We start from the raw sequence: 18,474 nt of genomic DNA, 5'->3' as shown, positions 1-18,474 counted from the left end.
TCCTCGGGAGCAGTAGAAACTGATTCAAAGGAAGTGTCCCATCCGTACTCATCCATCCTCCAGAATGCGGCCCGTTTGTGGTGTGCTGGCACTCGCGCTGGCGTTGGCGTGCACCGCACCGGTGAGCGCGAAGAACGCCGCCGCGCAATCCGCCGCTGCGGTCGACGAACTCCCGGAAGGCCAAACGGTGTCGGACACCGTGATCGAACTGGCCGGCTGGGTCGTTGCATCCAAAGACAGCCAAGGCTATCCGTTCGCGATCATGGACAAGGCGGCTGCCCAGGTCCTGGTCTTCGACGGGGAAGGCCGACTGCGCGGTGCCGCGCCCGCGCTGTTCGGCTCGGCCACCGGTGACCACACCGCGCCCGGCGTCGCTGGCCTGGCCCTGCGGGCCATTCCGGGACGTGACCGCACAACTCCTGCGGGTCGCTTCATCGGCGGCTACGGACCCTCGATCGATGCAGGGCGCGTGCTCTGGGTCGACTACGATTCGGGTGTCGCGCTGCATCCCATCACCACCGGCGTCCCATCAGAGAAGCGTGCCGAGCGACTTGCTTCGGCCTCGCCCGATGACAACCGCGTCACCCACGGCTGCATCAACATCTCGCCGACGTTCTACGAACAGATCGTCCGCACCACGTTCGAGCGCGGTGGCGTGTTCTATGTGCTTCCGGACAAAGCGTCGATGGCCGAGACGTTTCCCGAGTTCGCACAGACGCGTGCCGCGATGAAAGACAACGGCGAAAAAGCCGCGCGTTGATACGCGCGGCGCAGACACTCAACGCGCTTCCGCCCTCAGGCGTTCGCAGGTTTCCTTGGCACGCTGCAGGCCCATGCCCTCCGGCGAGGCGGCGTCAGGTTCGCCCAGGGTGAACGCCTCCATCCGCGCATCATGCGCGGCGCGCACTTTGGGGGCAGCCAGGACGGCGGCAAGCAGCTCGGGCAGCTCGACCTGGTTGCGCTGGCCAAGGAACGCTTTCAGCTCGGCGGGGGTGTAGACGCTCGCCAGCAACTGATCGAACCTGGCCTCTTGGACAGGGTCCTGGATTCCCTCGGCTACCTGCCTCACGCCGGCTGACAGATGTGCCGCCATCGCGGCCCTGATCGCTTCGCGGCACGCGGGAGGATCGTCGGGCGCCGCGATACCTTCGCCGCTGCCAAAGGCACGCAGGAAGGCCTGGCCCTCTTCGATGACCTGCCTGGTCACGATTTCCGTGTTGACCTCGTGGGCCAGTTCCAGCGGCGTGGCAGCCAGCAACGGCAGGCTGGCCAACGCCAGCAACGCCGCGCCGGTCCAACGCACGCGCCGGCTCCGCAGCCGTATGCCGGTAAGCCTTGCTGCGGGAATTCCGTGTCGTTCTTTCATATCCAGGGGAGCATCGCCATGCGGCGGGCAAGGATAGCGCATCGCCTGCGGTCTGCCGGCCGCGCCCGCTCACGCCTGGTTGAACGGACAACCCGAAAGACGCTCGAATTCGGCGACGTCGTGCGAGCAGAATATCTCCAGTTCGCCACGGGAATGCAGGCGCCGCAGGCTTCGCACCTGGTCCCGCGATGCCAGGCGTTGGCGGCGATCCTGCTCCATCATCCACTGATAGCCGCGCAAGCCGGGCGGGCACCGATACGTCCCCGGTCCCAGTTCGTCCTGGTGGAAGTACGCATCACCGGCGAGCAGCTGCCAGCGCCCCTCGCTGTGAACCGCTATGCCGGCATGGCCACGGGTGTGGCCCGGCAACGGCACCATCAGGATGTCAGGTGGCAGCCCCTGCAGCGGTCGCACGAAGGACAGCCCGAACCATGCTTCGCCAGCGGTTTCCCGGTGCAGGTGCCAGCGTTCGACGCGCGGCCACTGCTGCGGGCGGAAGCGCTGCCGCTGCAGCCACCGGCCGCGATTCCCCGCCGTATCTGCTTCAGCGGCCAGCACGTGGACCGCTGCTTCGGGGAAATCGTCCAGTCCGCCGGCGTGATCGAAATCCAGGTGGGTCAGCACGATATGCCGCACGTCGTGCGCCGACCATCCCAGCGCCTGCACCTGTGACAGCGCGGTCATCGACTGGCGAAGGTCGGGCGCCAGCAGCGCACGGAAGAACGGCGAGAGGCGCTCTCGTGGATGGGTGACGTCACGGGTTCCAAAGCCGGTATCCACCAGCACCAGGCCGTGGTTGGTCTCGATCAGCAGGCAGTGGCAGCAAAGGCGTGCCCGCCGCAGCACCCCGTGCGTGCGCCCATCCATGAGGCGGCCGCCGGGCGGGCATGTGGAAACACAATTGAGATGGTGGATGCGCACCGTCGGTACCTCGCAGGATGGGCGATGCAGGTAGTCTGCGCAGCGCGATGTAGCGCGCGGTGCTGCCGGCGCCAGTGCCATGTCACTGCGGATGCGCCGTTCCATCACGGTTCCACGACATTGCCGGCAAACGTCATTTCGAGCGCGCTGGACGGGACGCGGCGTCCTTCGGTGGCAACGGCGTGGATACGGACGCGCGCGTGACCAGCCGGTGCGCAAGCACCTGATTGACGGCCACGCGCCCAGCGGTGGCGGTGCGGCGGATCTCCCGCAACAGGATGTCCACCGCGCTGTCCGCCATGTCTGCCACGGGCTGATGCAGGGTGGTCAGCTCCGGCCACACCATCGTCGCGGCGGATGTGTCGTCGAAACCAACGACTGAAAGATCGCCTGGTACCTCCAGGCCGCGCCGGTGCGCCACGGAAACGACGGCCGATGCCATGTCATCGTTGCTGGCGAAGATCGCGCTGGGGCGCTGATCCAGGGCCAACAACCGTTCGGCTGCGTCCAGTCCGGAGCGGTAGGTAAAGTGACCGGGCTGCACAAGGGAGGCGTCATAGTCGATACCGGCATCAGCCAGCGCATCCCGGTAACCCTGCCATCGATGCGCGCTGGCGGTCTGGTTTGGATCGCCCTTGATGTAGCCGATGCGCGTGTGCCCGTGTGCCAGCAGATGCGACATGACGTCCCGGCTTGCCTGGCGGTCGTCGATGCGCACGCAGGAAACATGATCGCTGAAATGGCTGGACGCGATGGAAACCACGGGAATGCCGGCGTCGACGAAGACATCGACGATGTCCTTTGTTTCGCACAGCGGCGGCGGAAGGATCACGCCCGAGACCGTGATGGAGAGCTGCCGGGCCGCCTGCCGACGCGCCTGCCCATCCAGCTCATCCCAACTGGCAATCACCAGCTGCGCCGCTGAGCGGGTAGACCCGCGCAGCGCGCCGACCAGCAGCTCGCGCAGGTAGCTGGAGCTGGGATTGGTGTAGATCAACGCGATGCAGGTGTGCTGCGCGGCGGCCAACGCACTGGCGGCAGGGTTGGGGCGGTAGTCCAGTTCCTGCACGCTGCGCATGACCCGATCGCGGTTGCCTTCGCGCACGCCGGCATGGCCATTGATGACACGTGAAACCGTCATCGGCGAAACGCCGGCATGCGCGGCGACGTCATCGATGGTGACGCCGCTTGCCTTGCGACGGACCGCTTTTTGGCTGCTTTTCAATCAATCAACTCCTTTGCTGCGCTGCATGATGACAAGCGCGATCCGGGGTGAGTAGTCTGCGCCCGAGACGTGATGGTAGCGCTACCACTGAGCCAGGTTAAGGCCAGCAGGTACCCCCCCCTTACCGCGCGGCTGTTCTGGCAAATCCGCAAGCGAGTTTGAGTCGCAGTGAAGGCAACGCGCACTGCGATGTTCGGTTTGGAAGACGGGCGTCGCCCGTACGTGCCCCAGAAGGGGCGGTGCATCCATTCGATCGTATGTCAGAGGGGAGAGTCATGAGCGCTGTTAATGTCCGTCGTATACCCGGCTGGAGGGCTCTGCCATGAGCCGGACGCTGGCGAAGTTCACCTCCAGGGCCATGTTCACCTTCGTCGGCGGCGTCCTGGTCATCAATCCCGCCTTCGCGCAGGATCCGGCCACGCCGGCGCCCGTGGCGCAGCAGCAGGGCCAGGCGAGCCCGACCCAGCTGGACGCCGTGCAGGTCACCGGCATCCGCAACAGCCTCAGCCAAGCGATGGATATCAAGCGCGACTCGGCCGGCGTGGTGGATGCCATCAGTGCGGAGGACATCGGCAAGTTCCCCGACACCAACCTTGCCGAGTCACTGCAGCGCATCACCGGTATTTCCATCGAACGCCGTGATGGTGAGGGCGCACAGGTCACCGCACGCGGCTTCGGGCCGCAGTTCAACATGGTCACGCTCAACGGGCGCCAGATGCCGGGCGCCGATGCGTTCGGTGCATCCGGACAGGTCGCCATCGGCGGTGTCGACGGCGGTACCCGCGCCTTCAACTTCGCCCAGCTTGCCGCCGAGGCCATCAACGGCATCGAGGTCTACAAGACCAGCCAGGCCAATGTGCCCAGCGGTGGCATCGGCGCCACGATCAACATCCTGACGGCGCGCCCCTTCGACCATCAAGGCACCGTCGCCAGTGCCGGCGCGAAGATCGTCTCCGACGAGAGCCAGCCGTTCGGTGACGACCTGACGCCGGAACTGTCCGGCCTCTTCAGCTACAGCAACCCGGAAAAGACCTTCGGTGTTGGCGTGAGCGCCAGCTACCAGAAGCGCAAGGGTGGCTCGGTGCAGGCCACCAACAATTACTGGAACATCCAGCCGTGGACCGGCACGCTGCCGGGCAACCCGACGGTGGTCAATGCACCGGCGGTGGGCGCGTTGTACGGTCGCCCGAACGACCTCCGCTATGCGTTTTCCGAGTTCGAGCGCGAGCGCATCAACGGCCAGGCCGTGCTGCAGTTCGCGCCGACCGATGCGGTGACGCTGACCCTGGATTACACCTATTCGACCAACGAGATCACCGAGAATCGTGGCGAACAGGGCATGTGGCTGCAGAACAGCAACTACACCGACGTCGAGTTCGACACCAGCGGCGCGGTAGCCACGCCGATCTACATCCGAGAGGTCGCGGGCACCAAGGACTTCGGGCTTGAGCAGCAGCGCAGCATGCAGAAGTACAAGCTGGGATCGCTTGGCTTCAATGCACTGTGGCAGCTCACCGATCGGTTCAAGCTGAGCTTCGACGCCCACGATTCCAAGAACGAAAGCCGGCCGAACGATCCGCTCACCGGCGGCGGCTCCATCTTCAGCAGCATCGCCGGTACCAACAACTGCACCACCGGGCCGCATTGCGGTGGGTCGTGGGTGCAGGAAATGAACTTCAACAACGGCCTGCCGGTGGGCACCCAGGTCTGGTACCCGAGCACGGCCGATGCCCTCGCCAAGGTCAACGGCGTGGTCAATCCGGGGTTCGTGCCGGGCGAGATCGGTTCGCAGGTGCTGCGCATCAATTCGCAGACCCAGGTCAGCGAGATCAAGCAGGGCCGCGTCGACGGTGAGTGGAGTTTCGACAAGGGTCGCTTCCAGTTCGGCGTGGATTCGAGCAAGCAGACCACCCACCGCATCCAGGCAGCGGAGAACTACAACACCCTGGGCGACTGGGGCGTGGCCAACGTCGACGGGGATGTGGCAAACGGGCTGATGGACCTGCTGCAGCCGGTCAACATCGTCGGGTTGTTCAACGACTTCAATGCCAACAGCTTCACCGCCTGGCGCGGCGATGCTGGCCGCCTGGCGCAATGGGCGGCGGACAACTATGGCGCCAGCCTCGGCGTGAGCCCGCAGCGCGCCGCCGACAACCTGGTGGAGGAGAAGACGAAATCCGCCTATTTCCAGGTCGAGCTGGACGGCGAGCTGGGCGGGCTGCGCACCAATACCCGCCTGGGCGTGCGCTATGAAACCACCGATGTGGTGTCCACTTCGGTCATCGCCATCCCGGAGGCCATCGAATGGCAGTCCAACAATGACTTCCGCGTGGTGTTGTCCGATGAGCAACAGCCGTTCACCGAAAAGAACAGCTACAGCTACGTCCTGCCCAACCTCGATTTCAGCATCGACCTCATGGACGACCTGAAGGGCCGCGTCTCCTTCGGCAAAAGCATCGCGCGCGCGCCGATCGGAAACCTTTACGCAGGTCCGACCGCACAGCAACCATTCGGCTCGGTGCTGATCGATCCGTCTTCGCGGGCCAGCGGCACCGCGCAGAACCCACAACTGAAGCCACTGGAGTCGGACAACCTCGACATGGCGCTGGAGTGGTACTTCGCTGATGCCAGCTACGTGTCGGTCACGTATTGGAACAAGCGGGTCGCCAACTTCATCGGCAATACCGTGGTCCAGGAAAACCTGTACGGACTGCGCGATCCCACTGCCGGTCCGGATGCGCAGGCGGCGCTGGCCTTCCTCACCAGCGGCGCCTGCGCTACCCAGGTGGGTGCGGCGAATGCGGCGGCCTGCAATGCCAACGACACCGCGTTGTTCACCGCGCTGGCACTGCTGCGCAACAATCCCGCCGGCCTGGGTGCCTACAACGGGACAGACGCGCAGGTGCTGTCCACCGAAGCCGCCTACGACCTGTATGGCACCGCAGCCGACCCGCTGTACCAGTTCAACGTCAACCGCCCGATCAACCAGAACGAGTCCAAGCTGAGTGGCTGGGAGCTCGGTGGGCAGTACTTCTTCGGCGATACCGGGTTCGGCGTGCTGGCCAACTACACCATCGTCAACGGCGACGTGGGCTACAACGATGCGGGTGATCCGAACATAGACCAGTTCTCGCTCACCGGCCTCAGCGACACCGCCAATGCCATGCTGATGTACGAAAAGTACGGATGGTCGATACGCCTGGCCTGGAACTGGCGTGACGAGTATCTGATCCTGGCCAACCAGGGCACCAGTCGCAATCCCTACTATGTGGAAGAATACGACCAGTGGGATCTCAGCGTGAACTACACACTGAATGAAAACTGGTCCTTCGGCCTGGAGGCGATCAACCTGACCGGAGAGGACGTCCGCTGGCGTTCGCGCACCTCGCAGATGATCGTGAAGCTGGCTGACCAGAGTCCGCGTTACATGCTCGGCGTGCGTTACAGGTTCTGAACCGTGGGGGTGCCGCTGCCTTGCCGGCGGCACCCGTTCAAGGCTCCTGCTGGGAGGGAACGACACCGTGTCGCGATACGAAATGCTCAACAACATCGCCCACCACGACCTGCGCGTGGCCACCGGCTTCGGGCCCGAATTCGGCGACGCGGTGGGCATGCTGCCGGCCTATCCGAGCGAGTTCGCCGAACTGCAGCGGGAATACCCCATCTTCCTGCGCCGCGATGCCGACAGCGGCGCCTGGCAGTCGGTAGCGCTGCTCGGCTTCGAGCAGCATGAGAATCTGTTCCTGCAGGACGGCCACTGGAATGCCTCCTACCTGCCCGGGGCCGCGGCAAAAGGGCCGTTCCTGATCGGCTTCCAGGACCGCCACATCGATGGCACGCTCAGCCGCGAAGCGGTGCTGCACGTGGATCTTGATCATCCGCGCGTGACCGCGATGCAGGGTGAGCCGGTGTTCCTGGCGCAGGGGGGAAACTCCCCGTACCTGGACCACATCACCAGCGTACTGCGCGGCATCCACGATGGCCACGCGTTCGGTGCGGACATGTTTGCCGCGCTGGACGCGCACGGGCTGATCCAACCGGTCACGCTGGATGTGCAGGTCGACCCGGAACATCGGTTCACGGTCAACGGGCTGCACGCGATCGACCGTGATCGCCTGGCGCTGCTGGATGGCGCCGCGTTGGCCGGGCTCAACCGCGCCGGCTACCTGGAAGGGGCCTATCTGATGCTGGCCTCGCTGCACAACATGCGCCGCCTGATCGCCGAGAAACAACGACGCCTGCGCATGCAGGATGCTGCGCCTACGGCGGGCAGGAACTGACCGATGCGGGAGGCCGTTGCCATGCGCGCACTGGAAGGCCTGGACCCCGGCGCGCTGCCGTTGCAGGCGCTGGTGGACGCTGGCGAGCCGGTGGTGTTGCGTGGCATCGTGCGCGACTGGGGACTGGTGCAGGCCGGATTGCGCGGCCCCCACGAGGCCATGGCCTACCTGCGCCGCTTCGATGCAGGGTCGCCGGTCCCGTACTCTTTCGGCGATCCCGGTATTGAAGGGCGACCGTTCTACACGGCGGACTTCACCGCGTTGAACATCGAGGTCCGGCGCGGCGTGCTGTCAGAGGTCCTGGAGGCGATCTCCGACCATCTCGCTTCGCCCAGCCCGCCGACCTACTACGTCGCCTCGCTGCCGGTCGCGCGTGCGCTGCCGGGGTTCACCGAGCACAACGACGCCGGGCTGGCCGGGCAGGGCATCGAGGCGCTGGCCAGCATCTGGATCGGCAACCGGGTCACGGCGTCCTGCCACTACGACACCCCGCAGAACCTGGCGTGCTGCACGGTCGGCCGACGCCGGTTCACCCTGTTTCCGCCCGAGCAGATCGACAACCTCTACCCGGGCCCGATGGATCCCACCCCCGGCGGGCAGCCGGTCAGCGTGGTGGATTTCGACCGCCCGGATTTCGATCTTCACCCCCGTTTCCGTGATGCCCTGGCAAGTGCGCAGAGCGCCGAACTTGAGCCCGGTGATGCCATCTTCATCCCGAGCCTGTGGTGGCACCACGTGCGCAGCCTGGAGCCGTTCAACGTGCTGGTGAACTACTGGTGGCGCCGTTCGCCGAGCCTGCTGGCCTCGCCCCTGCCGGCGCTGCAGCACGCGATGTGGGCCCTGCGTGACCTGCCAGCGCGTGAGAAACAGGCGTGGGCGGCGATCTTCGACTACTACGTATTCGGCCCCGCCGAGCGCGCCGGGCAGCATCTGCCCGAAGCCGCACGGGGCGAGCTGGCACCGTTCGATACGACCCAGGCGCGGCGCATGCGCGCCCGGCTCCTGGCGCTACTCAACCGTTGATGGGGACATCGCATTGAACGCTGTGGACACAACACAAGGGCGGATCCGCAAGGTCGTCATCGCCGGCGGTGGCACAGCCGGTTGGCTTGCCGGCTGCGCGCTGGCCCACCAGTTCCGCGATCAGCTGGACATCGTTCTGGTGGAGTCCGAGCAGATCGGTACCGTCGGCGTGGGCGAATCCACCGTGCCGCCCATCCGCATGTTCCACCGCTTCCTGCAGATCGACGAGCAGGAGTTCCTGCGCGCGGTGGCCGGTACGTTCAAGCTCTCGATCTCGTTCGAGAACTGGCGTCGCCCCGGGGACCGTTTCATCCATCCGTTCGGCACCATCGGGCAGGGCACCTGGGCCACGCCGTTCCACCACTTCTGGTTGGAGAGCTTGCGCCGGGGCATGCCCTCGGACCTGGGCGAATTCTGCCTGGAAAGTGCGGCCTCGCTGGAAGACCGGTTCTCGCTGCAGACCCAGCCGCAGGCCAGCTATGCCTATCACTTCGACGCCAGCCTCTATGCCAGATTCCTGCGCGGCAAGGCCGAGGCAAACGGCCTGCGCCGGGTGGAAGGCAAGATCCGCGAAGTGCGCCAGCACGCCCCTGACGGCGCGGTGGCATCGCTGGTGCTGGAAGACGGACAGGTCATCGAGGGCGACCTGTTCATCGACTGCACCGGCTTCCGCGGCCTGTTGACCGAGCAGACCCTGCATACCGGCTATGAAGACTGGCACGAATGGTTGCCCAGCGATCGCGCCGTTGCGGTACAGACCGAGTCCGTCAATCCGCCGGTGCCGTACACGCGCGCCATCGCACACGAGGCCGGATGGCGCTGGCATATCGCGCTGCAGCACCGGGTGGGCTGTGGGCTGGTGTTTTCCAGCCGCCACATGTCCGATGACGAGGCGCAGGCCAAGCTGCTGCGTGACATCGAGGGCCGGCCCCTGCGCGACCCCTGGCTGGTGCCGTTCCGCAGCGGGCGCCGGTTGAAGGCATGGAACAAGAACGTGGTGGCGCTGGGGCTTGCCAGTGGGTTCATCGAGCCGCTGGAATCCACGAGCATCCACCTGACCATCAGCGCGGTAGTGCGCCTGATCCAGTTGTTCCCGCTGGAGGGCATCAGCCCATCGCTGATGGCGCTCTACAACGATGTCAGCCGCCAGGAAATGGAACACGTGCGCGACTTCATCATCCTGCATTACCACGCCAACCAGCGCGACGAGCCGATGTGGAAAGCCTGTCGGGAGATGGCACTGCCGGAGTCGCTGCAGGTTCGCCTGCGCGCGTGGCGCGAGCGCGCCCACGCCTGGCAGGACCCCGGCGAACTGTTCCGGGTCGACTCCTGGACCAGCGTCCTGACCGGGCAGGGCATCCAGCCGGGACCGCCGCATCCGCTGTCGCGCGCCATCAGTGATGCGGACCTGCGCACGCTGCTGGATCGCATCCGTCGGCCGGTGCAGCAGGAGGTGGCGAATATGCCGTCGCAGGCCGCGTTCATCGAGCGCTACTGCAACGCGTCGGCGCAGGCATGGCAACGGGGCATGGCGGTGACCTAGCTGCCCGACATGCTGTTGCCGCTGATTGGTAGCGCTACCTTCAAGCCAAAAACGGATACTGACGATGGATCTGGTTGCCGGAATCGACGCGGGTACGCAAAGCCTCAAGGTGGTGGTCTACGACCCTGCCGGGCGCAACGTGGTGGCCAGCGCCAGCGCGCCGTTGGCGCTGGCCAGCGGTGCCGACGGCAGCCGGGAACAACAGCCGGCAGACTGGGTCGCGGCATTGCACGCCTGCTTCGCCGAAGTCGATCCCGCGCTGCGCTCGCGCATTGCCGCGCTGGCTGTTTCGGGCCAACAGCACGGGTTCGTGGCGGTGGATGAAGCGGGTGGGGTACTGGCACCGGCCAAGCTGTGGTGCGACACCAGCACCTCGGTCGAGTGCGGGCAGATCATGCAGGCGGCAGGCGGCAGAGCGCGGACCATCGCGCTGGCCGGGAACCCTGTCCTCACCGGGTACACCGCATCCAAGCTGCCATGGACCAAGGCCCATCGGCCCGAGGCCTATGCCCGGCTTGCGAGCATCCTGCTGCCCCACGATTACCTCAATTTCGTGTTGACCGGACAGCGTTTCTGCGAGTACGGGGATGCGTCCGGCACGGGCTGGCTGGACGTACGCACCCGCACCTGGTCGAGCGAGCTGTTGCATGCGACCGATCCCGAGCGCGATCTTGCGGCCTGCCTGCCGCGCATCGCCGGGCCCGAAGAAGTGTTCGACATCGACCCCGCCACGGCGACGGCGTTGGGGCTGCCGGCGACGGTGAAAGTGGCTGTCGGAGGCGGCGACAACATGATGGCGGCCATCGGCACCGGCTGCGTGGTGGCGGGTCGCCTGGCGATGAGCCTGGGCACCTCGGGCACGCTGTTCGCCTACTCCGATACACCCGTGGTCGATCCGGACGGGGCATGGGCGGCCTTCTGCTCGTCCACCGGCGGCTGGCTGCCGCTTATCTGCACGATGAACTGTACCGTGGCGACCGAGCAGGTCGCGGCGGCTTTCGGCTTCAGCACGCGCGACGGTGACGCTCACCTGCGAGCGACTCCGCCCGGTGCCGACGGGCTGGTGATGCTGCCGTACCTCAACGGCGAACGCACGCCGGACCTGCCGTTCGGCAAGGGCATGCTGGCCGGGCTGGACACCACCAACATGACGCCTGCACACCTCTATCGCGCGGCGATGGAAGGGGCCACTTACAGCCTGAAGTACGGCTTCGATGCCTTCGTACGCGCGGGCATGTCGTTCGATTCCATCGTGCTGACCGGCGGCGGCAGCAACAGCGCGCAGTGGCGGCAACTGGTGGCCGATGTGTTCGGCCTGCCGGTGGACGTACCCACCCAACCTGAAGGCGCCGCGTTCGGTGCGGCCCTGCAGGCGGTGTGGGCGCTGGGCCACGCGCGGGGCGAAGCCACCTCGATCGCCGACATCGCCGACCAGCACGTAGCGCTGGATCCGCTCCGGTCCGCACGCCCGGACCCGGCGCGCGTGCAGGCCTACGCCACCGCCTATGCACGGTTCCTGCACCACCTAGATGCCATCACGCCGCTGTATCGCGACGGATCCCCCTCAACGCCACACCCCGCACAACGACAGGAAGACCCCTCATGACCACCCAGCCCTTCATCGGCAGCAAGGAATACTTCCCCGGCATCGGCCGCATCCCCTTCGAAGGACGGGGGTCGGACAACCCGCTCGCCTTCAAGGTCTATGACGCGGACAAGCTCATCGGGGGCAAGACCATGCAGGAGCACCTGCGCTTCGCAGTCTGCTACTGGCACACCTTCTGCAATGCCGGGCATGATCCGTTCGGTCCGGGCACCCGGCATTTCCCCTGGGAAGCCGGATCGCCGATGGCCAGCGCCGAGGCGAAGCTGGACGCGGCGTTCGAGTTCTTCACCAAGCTGGGCGTGCCGTACTGGTGCTTCCACGACATCGACCTGGCACCGGACGCCGACGACGCCGGTGTCTACGAGAAGAACCTCAAGCACATGGTGGCGCTGGCCAAGGCCCGCCAGGACGACACCGGCATGAAGCTGCTGTGGGGCACGGCCAATCTGTTCTCGCACCCGCGCTACATGAACGGTGCGTCCACCAATCCGGACTTCGCGGTGGTGGCGCGGGCCGCCGTCCAGGTGAAGGCGGCGCTGGAAGCAACCGTTGAACTGGGCGGCGAACATTACGTGTTCTGGGGTGGCCGCGAAGGGTATGCCGCCCTCGCCAATACGCAGATGAAGCGCGAAGTCGACCACCTTGCACGCTTCCTGACCATGGCGCGCGACCATGGCCGCAGCATCGGCCTGAAGGGCAATTTCCTGATCGAGCCCAAGCCGATGGAACCGATGAAGCACCAGTACGACTTCGACAGTGCCACGGTGGTCGGATTCCTGAAGGAACATGGCCTGGACAAGGATTTCAAGCTCAACATCGAGGCGAACCACGCCACGTTGTCCGGTCATACCTTCGAGCACGATCTGCAGGTCGCATCGGACCACGGGCTGCTGGGCAGCATCGATGCCAACCGCGGCAATGCCCAGAACGGCTGGGATACCGACCAGTTCCCCACCGACCTGTACGACACCGTCGGCGCGATGCTGGTGGTGCTGCGCCAGGGCGGGCTGGAGGGCGGCCTGAACTTCGATGCCAAGGTGCGCCGTGAATCGACCGACCTGGAAGACCTGTTCATCGCACACGTCGGGGGCATGGATGCGTTCGCCCATGGGCTGGAAGTCGCCCATGCGCTGATCAACGATTCGCCGCTGGAACAGTGGCGGAAGGAGCGTTACGCCAGCTTCGACAGTGGTACCGGCAAGGCGTTCGCAAGCGGCGCGCTCAGCCTTGCCGAACTGGCCGCGCTGGGTGCGAAGGGCGGCGAGCCCAGGCAGCTCAGCGGCAAGCAGGAGCGCTACGAGAACCTGATCAACCAGTACCTGCTGCGCTGACCGCGCAAGCTCGCGTCGATGAAACCCAACCGGGGAGGGGCAGGGCAATGCAACAGGCAGTGAACAGCGGCGAGAACACCCGACTGATCGTCCTGATCAGCGTGGTGGCGACCATTGGCGGATTCCTGTTCGGGTTCGACAGCGGCGTGATCAATGGCACCCAGGACGGACTGCACCAGACGTTCAAGTCCGGCGAATGGATGCAGGGATTCGAGATCGCCTCGATGCTGCTGGGCTGCGCGTTCGGCGCCTTCAGCGCCGGCCGCCTGGCCGACCGCCTTGGCCGCCGCAACGTGCTGATCGTCTCGGCGCTGCTGTTCCTGCTGTCGGCGATCGGCGCCGGTGCAGCCCCGTCGTCGGCGATGTTCATCATCGCGCGGGTACTGGGCGGTTTCGCGGTAGGCGCGGCCAGCGTGATCTCCCCGGCGTACATCGCCGAAGTGGCGCCGGCGCGTTACCGTGGCCGCCTGGCCACGGTCCAACAGATCGCGATCATCAGCGGGCTGACGGCCGCATTCGTGTCCAACTATCTGCTGGCGGCCACCGCCGGTGCCTCGACCGAGCCGCTGTGGGCAGGCCACGCGGCCTGGCGCTGGATGTTCTGGATGCAGGCGGTACCCTCGCTGTTGTTCCTGGTGCTGTTGTTGGCCATTCCAGAAAGCCCGCGCTACCTGATGGTGAAGCGCCGCAAGGACGAGGCATTGCAGGTGCTTGGGCGGCTGTTCGGCGCGGCCGAAGCGCAGGCAAAGCTGGCCGAGATCGATGCCTCGCTGTCGACCGACCACCATCGCCCGCGGCTTTCGGACCTGCGTGACAAGGCCAGCGGCAGGATCCGCCCGATTGTCTGGGTGGGCATCGGCCTGGCGACCTTCCAGCAACTGGTTGGCATCAACGTGGTGTTCTACTACGGCGCGGTGCTGTGGCAGGCAGTCGGCTTCTCTGAAAACGATGCCCTGCTGATCAACATCCTGTCCGGTGCGCTCAGCATCGGCGCCTGCATCGTGACCGTGCTGCTGATCGACCGCATCGGGCGCAAGCCGTTGCTGTGGGTCGGCTCGGCCGGCATGGCGGTGGCCTTGGCGCTGCTGGTGTTTTCCTTCGCCAGCGGCTCGCTGGTCGATGGGCGCCTGCAGCTGCCCGGCGGCATGGGCACGCTGGCGCTGGTGGCTGCCAATGTCTACGTGGTGTTCTTCAACGTTTCCTGGGGTCCAGTGATGTGGGTGATGCTGGGCGAGATGTTCCCCAACCAGATCCGCGGCTCTGCGTTGGCGGTGGCCGGTGCGGCGCAATGGACCGCCAACTTCGCCGTGACGGTGACCTTCCCGATCCTGCTGGCCGCCATCGGGCTGGCCGCAACCTACAGCCTCTACCTGGTGGCGGCGGTCATCTCGGTGTTCTTCGTGCTGCGCTTCGTGCACGAAACCAAGGGCAAGGAACTGGAGCAGATGGAAGGATGAACACCATGACGAATCGACGCTTCATGCAGGCCGGCAGTGGTGTACTGCTGGCCGCGCTGGTGCTGGCCGTGGCGGCCTGCGGGAACGAGGGGAAAGCCGTTGCCGCTGCGCCGGCCGACCCGGATCCGTGGCCGCAGGTCGCCTGGCCGCTCGCCGAGGATGCGGCTCTGGAGAAACGCATCAGCGAGCTCATGGCGACCCTGACGGTGGAGGACAAGGTCGGCCAGCTGGTGCAGGGGGATATCGCCAGCGTGACCCCGGACGACGTGCGCCGCTACCGGCTGGGCTCCATCCTGGCAGGCGGCAACTCAGACCCCGGCGGCCGTTACGATGCCTCGCCTGCGCAATGGCTGGCACTGGCAGATGATTTCCATGCCGCGTCGATGGACACCTCGCAGGGCGGCAAGGCGATCCCGGTGCTGTTCGGCATCGACGCGGTACACGGGCAGAGCAACATCATCGGCGCGACCCTGTTCGCGCACAACATCGGCCTGGGCGCGACCCGCAATCCGGAACTGCTGCGCCGGATCGGCGAGATCACCGCACTGGAGACCCGCGTGACCGGTATGGAGTGGGCCTTCGCACCGACCGTGGCGGTACCGCAGGACGATCGCTGGGGGCGCACCTACGAAGGCTATTCGGAATCGCCGGAGGTGGTGGCCAGCTACGCCGCTGCAATGGTCGAGGGCCTGCAGGGCAAGGTGGGCTCGCCCACCTTCCTGGACGAGCGCCACGTGATCGCTTCGGTCAAGCACTTCCTCGGTGATGGCGGGACCGTCGATGGCAAAGACCAGGGCGATGCCCGGATCGATGAAACCGAGCTGGTGCGCATCCACGCGGCTGGCTATCCGCCGGCCATTGCCGCAGGCGCACAGACTGTCATGGCATCGTTCAACAGCGTCAACGGCGAGAAAATGCACGGCCACAAGCCGTACCTGACCGATGCGCTGAAGGGACGCATGAACTTTGGTGGCTTCGTGGTGGGCGACTGGAATGGCCATGGGCAGGTGAAGGGCTGCACCACCACGGACTGCCCCGCCACCATCAACGCCGGCCTGGACATGGCCATGGCATCGGACAGCTGGAAGGGCTTCTACGAAACCACACTGGCGGCCGCCAAGGCCGGCACCATCAGCCCGCAACGGCTGGATGACGCGGTGCGTCGGATCCTGCGGGTCAAGCTGCGCCTGGGCTTGTTCGAGGCGGGGAAACCGTCTTCGCGTGCGGTCGGCGGCCAGTTCGCGCTGATCGGTGCACCGGCCCATCGCGCGGTGGCCCGGCAGGCAGTGCGCGAGTCGCTGGTGCTGCTGAAAAACCAGGGCGGCGTGCTGCCGCTCTCGCCGAAGCAACGCATCCTGGTGGCCGGTGACGGTGCCCACGATGTCGGCAAGCAGGCCGGCGGATGGACGCTCAACTGGCAGGGCACCGGCACGACCCGCAAGGATTTCCCGAATGCAGACAGCATCTTCGAGGGCATCGCGCAGCAGGTGAAGGCGGCCGGTGGTCACGCCGAACTTGCGGTTGACGGACGCTATGCGACCCGACCGGATGCAGCCGTGGTGGTGTTCGGGGAAAACCCGTACGCCGAGTTCCAGGGCGATCTGCCGACGCTGGCGTACAAGCCGGGCGACGATTCGGACCTGGAGCTGCTCAAGCGCCTGAAAGCCGATGGCATTCCCGTTGTCGCGGTGCTCCTCAGCGGACGCCCGCTGTGGGTCAACCGTGAGCTCAATGCCGCCGATGCCTTCGTCGCAGCATGGCTGCCGGGATCGGAGGGCGCGGGCATCGCCGATGTCCTGCTGCGCGGTGCCGATGGCAATGTCCAGCACGACTTCAAAGGCACCTTGAGCTTCAGTTGGCCGCGCACGGCGACCCAGTACGCCAACAACGTGGGCCAGAAGGACTACAACCCGCTGTTCCCGTTCGGCTTCGGGCTGACCTACGCTGACAACGGCGCGCTGGCCCCACTGCCGGAAATTTCAGGCGTGACCGGCAAGGAAGGGGCGGTCGGGGTGTTCTTTGCACGCGGTGACGCCGGCCCCGGCATGGCACTGCGACTGGAAGCCGACACGGGGCAGGGCGTGACGGTCACGAAGGTGCCGGATGCGCTCGGGTCGGACCTGCTCACGGTTGCCGGCGTGGACCATCTTGCGCAGGAAGACGGGCGCCGGCTCAGCTGGTCGGGCAAGGGCGAGGCGACGGTCGCACTGCAATCGCACACGGCGCTGGACCTGCAGCGTGAGAGCAACGGCGACCTGATGCTGTTGACTACCCTGCGGGTGGAGTCCGCACCGCAGGGCGATGCCTGGCTGTCGGTGGGCTGCGGCACGGGCTGCTCGGCGCGCATCGCGATCGGGCCCACGCTGGGGCGATTGCCGGCAGGCCAATGGACACGCGTAGGGGTGCCGCTGAAGTGCCTTGCCGCCGCGGGTGCGGATGTCGGCAAGCTGGATCGCCCCTGGTCGATCGGCACGGCGGGGAAGATGACGCTGGCGATGTCGCGCGTAGCGCTCGGGGCGCTGAACGAGGCGGAGACCACCATCGAGTGCACGGGCGCGTGACGGTGCGTGCTGCGCTAGCGAGGCCCGGGAGGACGCGCGACCGAATCGCGCACCACCAGGCGGTGAGGCACGACGTGGTCAGTCAGTACACGTACGCCTTCCTGCCGGCGGCGGATGGTGCGCAGCAGGATCTCGATCGCGGCATCGGCCATCGAAGCGATCGGCTGATGGACAGTGGTGAGTTCGGGCCAGACGGTGGTTGCGGCCGAGGTGTCATCGAAACCGACCACCGACAGGTCGCGGGGCACCTCAAGGCCGCGCCGGTGGGCGACGGAGATCGCTGCCGCCCCCATGTCGTCGTTGCTGGCGAAGATCGCGGTGGGCGGCCGACGGTGGCGCAGCAGCTGCTCGGCGGCGGCCAGCCCGGAGCGGTAGGTGTAGTCGCCCTGCTGGACAAGGCCGGGGTCGACTTCAAGCCCTGCGTCATGCAGCGCGCTGACGAAACCGTCGTAGCGCCGCGCGCTTGCGCTGAGGTCGCTGCGCCCGCAGATGAAGCCGATGCGGCTGTGGCCGTGCTGGATCACGTGTTCGGCCAGTTCCCTGCCGGCGTGGAAGTCGTCGATGCGCACGCAGGAAATGTCGTTGCCGAGGTGGCCCGATGCGATCGCGACCACCGGGATGCCCGCCCTGAGCAGCTCGTTCACCGCGGCCTGCGACTCGCACAGGGGCGGCGGCAGGATGACCCCGTCGACCCGGCCGGCAAGCGCACGCGCCGACCTGCGCTCGGCCGCAGGGCCCAGATCGTCCCAGTAATCGACGACCAGCTGGATCGCGGCGCCCGACGCCACGCGCAGCAGCCCAACCAGCAGTTCACGCAGGTAGGCACCACTGGGATCGGTGTAGATCAGTGCGATGCGCGTGTGCTGTGCGGCGGCCAGCGAACTGGCGGCGAGGTTGGGCGTATAACCGAGTTCGCGCACCGCGCGCATCACGCGCTCACGGGTGACATCGCGGACTTTGCCCTGGTTGATCGCGCGCGATACGGTCATCGGCGAGACCCCGGCCAAGGCCGCCACTTCGTCGATCGTCACGCCGCTGGTTTTGCGGCGGACCGATTTCTTCGGCTTCTCCAATACGCGCTCCCGTTGTGCTTCGTGGCGCTATCGACAGCCGCGCACGTCCCGAGCTTACAAGGTTTACCGCCCGCGCTGCGGGGTCGCC

The 18,474-nt window shown here is 66.3% G+C and carries 13 protein-coding genes; 9 read left to right on the top strand and 4 right to left on the bottom strand.

The window, feature by feature from the left end; genetic code table 11:
• Positions 1-64: 64 nt before the first annotated feature.
• The gene (locus ACI2JH_RS00270) at positions 65-760 is read left to right on the top strand and encodes a L,D-transpeptidase (RefSeq protein ID WP_182656051.1); all 696 of its coding nucleotides are present in this window, start codon (positions 65-67) and stop codon (positions 758-760) included.
• A gap of 18 nt (positions 761-778) precedes the next feature.
• Here the strand turns inward: ACI2JH_RS00270 and ACI2JH_RS00265 are convergent, their stop codons facing one another.
• The 3 genes from ACI2JH_RS00265 to ACI2JH_RS00255 all read right to left on the bottom strand — a co-directional run bounded on the left by ACI2JH_RS00265 (position 779) and on the right by ACI2JH_RS00255 (position 3,428).
• Positions 779-1,303 carry a hypothetical protein gene (locus tag ACI2JH_RS00265; protein ID WP_349998490.1) on the bottom strand — a complete coding sequence of 175 codons (525 nt, stop codon included), beginning with the start codon at positions 1,301-1,303 and terminating at the stop codon, positions 779-781.
• A 132-nt stretch (positions 1,304-1,435) separates the two neighbouring features.
• Positions 1,436-2,233, bottom strand: a complete 798-nt coding sequence (locus tag ACI2JH_RS00260) for an MBL fold metallo-hydrolase (RefSeq protein WP_232767848.1) — start codon at positions 2,231-2,233, stop codon at positions 1,436-1,438.
• 187 nt (positions 2,234-2,420) lie between these two features.
• Complete coding sequence (locus tag ACI2JH_RS00255) at positions 2,421-3,428, bottom strand: LacI family DNA-binding transcriptional regulator (protein WP_404735084.1); 1,008 nt, start codon at positions 3,426-3,428, stop codon at positions 2,421-2,423.
• 406 nt (positions 3,429-3,834) lie between these two features.
• Between ACI2JH_RS00255 and ACI2JH_RS00250 the strand changes: the two genes are divergently transcribed.
• The 8 genes from ACI2JH_RS00250 to ACI2JH_RS00215 all read left to right on the top strand — a co-directional run bounded on the left by ACI2JH_RS00250 (position 3,835) and on the right by ACI2JH_RS00215 (position 17,313).
• Positions 3,835-6,966: a TonB-dependent receptor gene (locus tag ACI2JH_RS00250; RefSeq protein WP_182656049.1), complete on the top strand. Its 3,132-nt coding sequence runs from the start codon at positions 3,835-3,837 to the stop codon at positions 6,964-6,966.
• 67 nt (positions 6,967-7,033) lie between these two features.
• Positions 7,034-7,792, top strand: a complete 759-nt coding sequence (locus ACI2JH_RS00245; protein ID WP_404735083.1) for a SapC family protein — start codon at positions 7,034-7,036, stop codon at positions 7,790-7,792.
• A 3-nt stretch (positions 7,793-7,795) separates the two neighbouring features.
• Positions 7,796-8,815 carry a cupin-like domain-containing protein gene (locus ACI2JH_RS00240; RefSeq protein WP_404735082.1) on the top strand — a complete coding sequence of 340 codons (1,020 nt, stop codon included), beginning with the start codon at positions 7,796-7,798 and terminating at the stop codon, positions 8,813-8,815.
• Positions 8,816-8,828: 13 nt separating this feature from the next.
• On the top strand, positions 8,829-10,358 hold the full coding sequence (locus tag ACI2JH_RS00235; RefSeq protein ID WP_404735081.1) for a tryptophan halogenase family protein: 1,530 nt from the start codon (positions 8,829-8,831) through the stop codon (positions 10,356-10,358).
• 64 nt (positions 10,359-10,422) lie between these two features.
• The gene (gene xylB, locus ACI2JH_RS00230) at positions 10,423-11,964 is read left to right on the top strand and encodes a xylulokinase (RefSeq protein WP_404735080.1); all 1,542 of its coding nucleotides are present in this window, start codon (positions 10,423-10,425) and stop codon (positions 11,962-11,964) included.
• A complete protein-coding gene (gene xylA, locus ACI2JH_RS00225; RefSeq protein ID WP_349998484.1) occupies positions 11,961-13,295 on the top strand; it encodes a xylose isomerase in 1,335 nt (444 codons plus the stop codon). Before xylB ends, xylA begins: the two co-directional genes overlap by 4 nt.
• Positions 13,296-13,342: 47 nt before the next feature.
• A complete protein-coding gene (locus ACI2JH_RS00220; RefSeq protein WP_404735079.1) occupies positions 13,343-14,752 on the top strand; it encodes a sugar porter family MFS transporter in 1,410 nt (469 codons plus the stop codon).
• On the top strand, positions 14,749-17,313 hold the full coding sequence (locus ACI2JH_RS00215) for a glycoside hydrolase family 3 protein (RefSeq protein WP_404735078.1): 2,565 nt from the start codon (positions 14,749-14,751) through the stop codon (positions 17,311-17,313). Before ACI2JH_RS00220 ends, ACI2JH_RS00215 begins: the two co-directional genes overlap by 4 nt.
• 14 nt (positions 17,314-17,327) lie before the next feature.
• Here ACI2JH_RS00215 and ACI2JH_RS00210 read toward each other — a convergent pair whose 3' ends face one another.
• On the bottom strand, positions 17,328-18,386 hold the full coding sequence (locus tag ACI2JH_RS00210) for a LacI family DNA-binding transcriptional regulator (protein WP_404735077.1): 1,059 nt from the start codon (positions 18,384-18,386) through the stop codon (positions 17,328-17,330).
• Positions 18,387-18,474 lie beyond the last annotated feature (88 nt).

Source organism: Stenotrophomonas sp. NPDC078853 (assembly GCF_044901215.1).
GTDB classification, from domain to species: Bacteria; Pseudomonadota; Gammaproteobacteria; order Xanthomonadales; family Xanthomonadaceae; genus Stenotrophomonas; species Stenotrophomonas lacuserhaii.
Note: the sequence above shows the minus strand (reverse complement) of the source record. Positions and strands in the feature narration are given on the sequence as shown.